A 6,448-nucleotide genomic window follows, 5' to 3' on the forward strand; every position below is an offset into this window, starting at 1 on the left:
TCTCGCGCGCAAGCTCGGCGCGGGCGGCGGGCGTCCACATCGGGGTTCCTGGGTGAGCGTCAGACACTCTCCCAACGCCCGCGATGCTCGCCGCTCACCCAATAGCTAAGCTGTTCTGCCCATTATGAAACGGGGTCTAACGCAGGCTCGCAAGATCCGTGATGACTTCACCAATAGCGAGCCGGCGGTCTACGGCCGAGATTACTTCCGGCCGGAGGATGCGCCGAAGTCTGGCCTAAAAAAGGATCTCGGCGGGTCCGCAACGGCGAAGCCGACCGGCGATCCCGACATGGACGCCGCGCTGAACAAACTGCGCGGCAACCTCGGCAACCGTACCCTCATCGACCAGGCACAGGCGGCCTCGAAGGCGCTGGCGGACGGAGCTCGCGGGCCGGACCGGAAGACGAACCCGATCGATACCAGCAAGGCCAAGGCAGAGCGGTCCGGCACAACCGAGACGGATCCCATTGAGACCTTCACGAACGCCTTGGAGAAGCAGGCGGCGGCGCTGAAAGCTGAGGCCGAGGCGTTCAACAAATCGAACACCGAGAAGGCAGTGGCGATTCAGCTCGCGAAGGCCAACGAGGTCGCCAGCCAGAACGGGAAGACGCTGACGGACGCGCAGACGGCCGCCATTGTGAAGGCTGCGACCGAGACCTCGAACTACAAGGACAAGCTCGCCGATCTGGAGCAGCTGCAGCGCCAAGCCGCCGACACCGCGAAGTTTTTCGGTAGCGCGCTCTCGGACGGATTCGCGGACGCCATCCTTGAAGGGAAGTCGTTCACCAATGTGCTGCAGGACATCGAGAAGCAGGTGGCCCGCTCGGCACTGCGCGCACTGGTGACTGGAGAAGGACCGCTCGCCGGCTTCCTCAACACTGCAGCGCCTGCCAGCGGAGGCGGCAGCTCCGTCGGAGGGCTAGCCGGTCTACTGAGCCGTGGCTTCGGAGCCGGCGGCGGTAGCGCTGACTCCGGTCTGCCCAACCTCAGCTTTGGCAGCTTCTTCCGAGCGAACGGCGGCCCGGTCACGGCTGGGCAGTCCTACACGGTGGGTGAGCGTGGGCGCGAGATGTTCGACCGTCTGCTGCGCACCGCATCCGCCTGGCAGTCCGGCGACCTCGCCGCGCGCACCGGACTGGACGGCCCCGACGAGTTTGGGCGCCTGGGGAAAAAGCTCGACGGCATGGCGACGACCCTCCAGCGCAACGAGGCGGAGTTGCGCGACGAGGTGAGCAACGGACGCGCCCTGCAGGAACGTCAGGTCATCATGCTGCACGAGCTGAACCACCGGGTGAAGAACACCCTCGCCACGGTGCAGGCGCTGGCGCGCCAGTCGGCCCGGGGCGGCGATACCTCGGGCGAGCGCCTGGAAGCTCGCATCCTCGCCCGGTCGAAGACCCATGACCTTTTGACCAATGACGACTGGTCGAGCGCGCTCCTGCGGGACGTGCTGGAAGGCGAGATCGGACCCTACCGGGGCGGCGACGCGCGCTTTGTCTTGACGGAACCCGACCTCGACGTACCGCCGCGTCATGTGCTCTCGCTCGGGATGATGGTACACGAATTCGTCACCAACGCCGCCAAGTACGGCGCGCTGTCGGTGCCCGGCGGCGAGGTACGCGTGGTTTGGGACGTGGTGAGGGGCGAATGCGGCACCCGCCGCCTCCGGATGTCATGGGCCGAGCATGGGAGGCCGCCGACCACTACCCCTAGTCGACGGGGCTTCGGCACCCGGCTGATCAACGTGCGCATCGAGCGCGAGCTCGTCGGCAATGTGACCCTGGACTTCGACCGGACTGGATTGCGCTGCGCCCTGGACGTACCGCTCCCCGTCGTCTCGGCGGCCTTCCTGAGTCCCGCGACCGCTTCGATGTAAAAGGAATGTTCGGGGGCGGTTGAAGAGCGGCCGAACACTTGCTGCCATCACCGGGATGGGCTTCAGCATGCGGAGAACGGCGACGCTTGTGGTCAAATCTGACCCTTGGTATCCAACGCGAGGGGCTGCTACCGACCCTTCACAACCCTTCGGAATGCTTGCTTCCCGGCGGCTTGGTGGAGGATGATCTACTTCTAGGTCGTCGGGGAGCAATAGGTAGCTCATCGCCCGGAAACAGACGCTCGGCCCAGCGCGCTGTCGCGCCGCCGTTTCCGTGGCTGTCAGTGCGAAAACAGTCGCCATGGGCCGAACGCGTGCGACGAGTCACGCGACCGATCCGCAGACCTGTTCTACTACGGCAGAGCGGCGATCGCGGCCCACTTAATGCGCGGGGTAATCGCCATCAGGTCGCCAAGTACTGAGCGCCTATCGCCTGCACCGCCTGCATGAAACGTTCGCGGGCAGCGGGATCGGCCCCGCCGAGATAGGTCTGTACAAGCGTGAGCAACGTCACGACCTGTTGATCCAGCATCAATGGACCGTAGAACTCTGATGCTGGCACGCCGAGGGCGTCAGCTATCCGGCGCAGGTTCCGTTTCATCGTCGCGTCGCCGTCCATCGCGATCTGGGCTCTAACATCGTCGCCCATGCGCGCTTCCTTCGCCCTATCTGGCTCTTCCGCGGACACGGGATGAGCTGTCTGACCCGCTGTTAGGACGACGGCCGCCCCTGATACACAACCACAAAACGAAATCTTTGTCATTTATGCAAGCACGGAGTACGGATTTGTCCGGCACAGTCCGGCTGCCCGCATACGAGATGGCAAGATGGATCGGCGGTTCCACAGTTCAGTGGCCACGTCCGGGGGGATCGGTGGGTCGCACGAGCGACTGCACGCTGCCCTCGAAGCCTCCTGCGTCGTCGGTACCTGGGATCTGGATCACGTGCGCCAGGTCATCGTCTACGACGTCGGTGCAGCGCAGCTGCTGACCGGAGATCCGGACCTCGCCGAGAAAGAGCTTACCGGGCCGATCTCTATTGCGGCTGTGCATCCTGCCGACCATGCTTGGCTGATTGATCATGTTGGAGAGGTAACCCGGGAGGGTGGCCTATTCCTGGTTGAGTACCGTGTCCTGGCTGACGACGGGGCCGTTCGATGGCTCCTCAGCCGTGGGCGCACCTATCTATCTGAAGCCGGGGACCCCTTGCGCACGTGCGGGATCCTGATCGACATCACCGAGATGCACGATGGCGATGACCGCTACGTCGTTAGCGGTTCGGGTGTAAGCGACGACCCGCTGGAGCGAGCGATTGATCTCGCCCTAGCACTCAAGAAGACACTCGGCCCCGACATGCCCGCTGGGGTTCGGGCAGCGACGGATTTACTATTGATCAGCCTAGGGCAGACGCTCGCCCGGATCGGACGTCATTGAGCGACTACCAACAGCAGACACAACCAGAGTCCGGGAAGGGTCGGAAGCTGAATGACCCGCTTGGGTGGAATTGAGACTGCCTGCTTTCAAATGCCGAGCCGTGGAAGCGGACATCGCCTTCCCGCACGACGCTCACCTGCACTGCGGGCTCGTCGCTGATATCGCGATCCCGGCCCCGTGGCTCCGAGCCGTGGGGATGCGAGGAGCGCGACGGATCGCTGTCCATCACCTCAACCTACCGCTCTCGCAGCTTCTCGCACTTGGCGCGTGGCAGTGTCGACCTGCTCGCTCGCACGGGCAATCGCATCCATACCGCTAGCGATCGTCGTCACCCCCTGAGCTGCCGTGTGCATGCTACCCGACATCTCACGGGTGACGGCCGACTGCTCCTCCACCGCCGCAGCAATCGCCGCAGACACCTCGTTCAGTGCTCGGATCGTGCTCTGGATCGAACCGATTGCGCTCACAGCCTCGCACGTAGCCGCCTGAGTAGCGGCAATTTGCATCCGGATCTCATTGGTCGCCTTGGCGGTCTGTGCGGCCAGAGCCTTCACCTCGGCAGCCACGACCGCGAAACCCTTGCCGGACACGCCGGCCCGCGCCGCCTCGATCGTCGCGTTGAGCGCCAGCAGGTTGGTCTGCGAGGCGATGCCCTGGATCATCGTGACCACGTCACCGATCTGCGCAGCCTGCTCGCTCAGGCCCTCGACGATGCCGGCAGTGTGGCGCGCCTGCTCGACCGCCTCGCTGGCCATGCGCGCGGCGTAGCTGACCTGTTGACTGATCTCGGAAACGGAGGCCGACAACTCCTCCGACCCCGAAGCCATGGCTTGGACGTCGCTGGAAACCTGGCCGATCGTTCCGACGGCATCGGCCGTCTGCCGCGTCACCGCCTCAACCGCGAAGCCAATCGCGTCGAGATCCGCACCGATCGCGCGTTGCGCCTCGACCCTGCGCTGCCGGTCCTGCACCTGTTCGGTGATGTCGGTAGCGAACTTGACGACCTTTAGCACCGTCCCGTTTGCGTCGGTAATCGGGTTGTAGGTCGCCCGGATCCAGACTTCACGGCCGCCCTTGGCGATGCGGCGAAACTCGCCAGCGGCAAACTCGCCCCCTTTCAACCGGTCCCAGAAGCCGCGATAGACCATGCCCGACCGCTCGACGTCATCCACGAACAGGCTGTGATGACGGCCCTGGCCTGGATCTCCCCAAGCCGGTAGCCGACCGCATCGAGGAAGTTCTGATTGGCGTCGAGGACTGTGCCGGTGGGGTCGAACGCGATGACGGCTTGCGAGCGGTGAAGGGCGGCGATCTGACCGTCGCTATCCAACGCGCGAAGCTTCTGTCCGGTGATGTCAGTGGCGATCTTGACGATTTTGGAAACACGACCGGACCGGTCTCGAACGGGGTTGTAGCTCGCCTGGATCCAGACCTGACGCCCGCCCTTGGCGATGCGCTTGAACTCGGCGGCCCTGTAGGTCCCGCAGCGCAGAGCATCCCAGAATGCGCGGTATTCGGCGCTGTCTCGGTCAGCCGGATCGATGAATAAGCTGTGATGCTGGCCCTGGATCTCGGCCAAGCTGTAGCCCATGGCGTCGAGAAAGTTGGGATTGGCGGTCAAGATGATCCCGTCCATCCGGAACTCGATGATCGCTTGCGACAAGCCGACTGCGTTCAGAGTCGCTTTAGCGTCGTTATTGCTCAGTGCGAACACGGCTCGGCCTATCAATTGATAAAATCGAAGCCAATTGATCATAAATTGGTTAAATACAGTTAAACAGCCTCCAGTCGACAATCACTTGTCCGAGATCGGGAGCGCTTTGTGAAATGGAAGACAGTCCGCGCCAACGTTCAAGACTGCCTAACCGCAGGTTGTATTTGCCTGCGCTTCATGCCGATCCGCCTTCGGATGGTCCGATTGACCAACAGCGTGGCCGCCGATCTCTGCTGGTGTGAAACGAATCCATACAGGATCGTGAACGAGTTGGATCACAGGCGGAACGTCCGCTTTCGGATGATAAGGTAAGGTACGGTTGCCACCTGTTGCGGACTTCGCAGGCGGGGACCAAGCGTCAGGTTTGAACCACTAGGCGACCGCCCTCTCCTCGCCCACGCCGCCCGCAGCCTTCAGGCATGCCTCGACCGCCCCGCGCAGCGACGAGACGTAGTCGTCGGCCCCGACCTCCTTGCCGGCTGCCGCGTCCCCTAGCACGCGCTCGCCCTCGGGCCACAGACCGACGAGCACCCGAACGCCGGGGGCACGTCGCCTCAGCCGCTCCATGAGGTAGCGCAGGTGCGCCGGGTTGCCCGTGATGTCGAGGTAGGAGATGCACACCATCGCTACGCCCGTGACGTCGAGGTTGCGCACCCGGTCGCGCGAGACGTCGCCGTGGGGCACCACCCGCGCGCCGAGGCCATGTTTGCGCAGCAACTGCGCCAGCATCGCCGAGGAGGCTTCGTCGAGGGGGCCGCGTCCGGCGACGCACAGCACCGGCGTCTCGCCACGCCACTCCTCGGGCAATCCTTCGCGTGTCGCCGCCTGGCCCGGCACCGCCTCAGCCTTAAAGTGGGTCCGCTCGGCCAGCGTCGGCGTCTCGTTCGGATTGACGGCCTTGCTGTCACCCTTGGGCTCGACGTCCTCATGGTTCTCGAAGTCCTCAACGAGGGAGCGGGAGGACGCTCGGATGTTCTCCAGCTGCGCCGGCGTGACCACGCCACGGGCATAGTCGTTGGCGGCGAGCTGGAGACCCTTCAACGCGACCTCGTCATAGTACGACGACAGGGAGCGTTCCTTCAGCATGGCCTCACCAAGGTCGCGTGCCTCGTCTGGGTCCCCGGCAAGCATGCGCTGGTAGAAGTTCTCGACCGGGGTCAGCGGCGGCCGGTCGCCGAGCAGGATGTCGAGGAACTCAAGGCTGTCGACGTGGCGGCCGAGCACGACGAGGCAGACGGTGAACGGTGTCGCCAGGATCAGGCCGATGGGCCCCCATAAGAAACCCCAGAACAGGGTCGAGACGATCACCGCAAACGGCGAGAGCCCGGTGGAGTGGCCGTAAAGCAGCGGTTCGATCACCTGCCCGAAGATCGGCTCGGCGATCAGGAACAGGGCCGCTGTGGCGATGACCATCGACCAGCCCGG

General features: G+C 64.3%; 4 protein-coding genes and 1 pseudogene. 2 read left to right on the forward strand and 3 right to left on the reverse strand.

The window, feature by feature from the left end; translation table 11 throughout:
- The first annotated feature begins 289 nt into the window (after nt 1–289).
- The gene (locus MKK60_RS09300) at nt 290–1,876 is read left to right on the forward strand and encodes a sensor histidine kinase (RefSeq protein WP_243985238.1); all 1,587 of its coding nucleotides are present in this window, start codon (nt 290–292) and stop codon (nt 1,874–1,876) included.
- 403 nt (nt 1,877–2,279) lie between these two features.
- Here MKK60_RS09300 and MKK60_RS09305 read toward each other — a convergent pair whose 3' ends face one another.
- Nucleotides 2,280–2,525: a hypothetical protein gene (locus MKK60_RS09305; RefSeq protein ID WP_243985240.1), complete on the reverse strand. Its 246-nt coding sequence runs from the start codon at nt 2,523–2,525 to the stop codon at nt 2,280–2,282.
- 295 nt (nt 2,526–2,820) lie between these two features.
- On the opposite strand from MKK60_RS09305, the gene MKK60_RS09310 reads away from it, so the two are divergent.
- The gene (locus tag MKK60_RS09310; RefSeq protein WP_243985242.1) at nt 2,821–3,309 is read left to right on the forward strand and encodes a PAS domain-containing protein; all 489 of its coding nucleotides are present in this window, start codon (nt 2,821–2,823) and stop codon (nt 3,307–3,309) included.
- Between the two features lie 230 nt (nt 3,310–3,539).
- Here MKK60_RS09310 and MKK60_RS09315 read toward each other — a convergent pair.
- Nucleotides 3,540–4,945, reverse strand: a pseudogene (locus MKK60_RS09315) (PAS domain-containing protein).
- 450 nt (nt 4,946–5,395) lie between these two features.
- Nucleotides 5,396–6,448: AI-2E family transporter (locus MKK60_RS09320; RefSeq protein ID WP_243985244.1), on the reverse strand; the 1,053-nt coding region annotated here is incomplete at its 5' end.

It is taken from the genome of Methylobacterium sp. J-092 (assembly GCF_022829325.1).
In the GTDB taxonomy this organism is placed as follows: domain Bacteria; phylum Pseudomonadota; class Alphaproteobacteria; order Rhizobiales; family Beijerinckiaceae; genus Methylobacterium.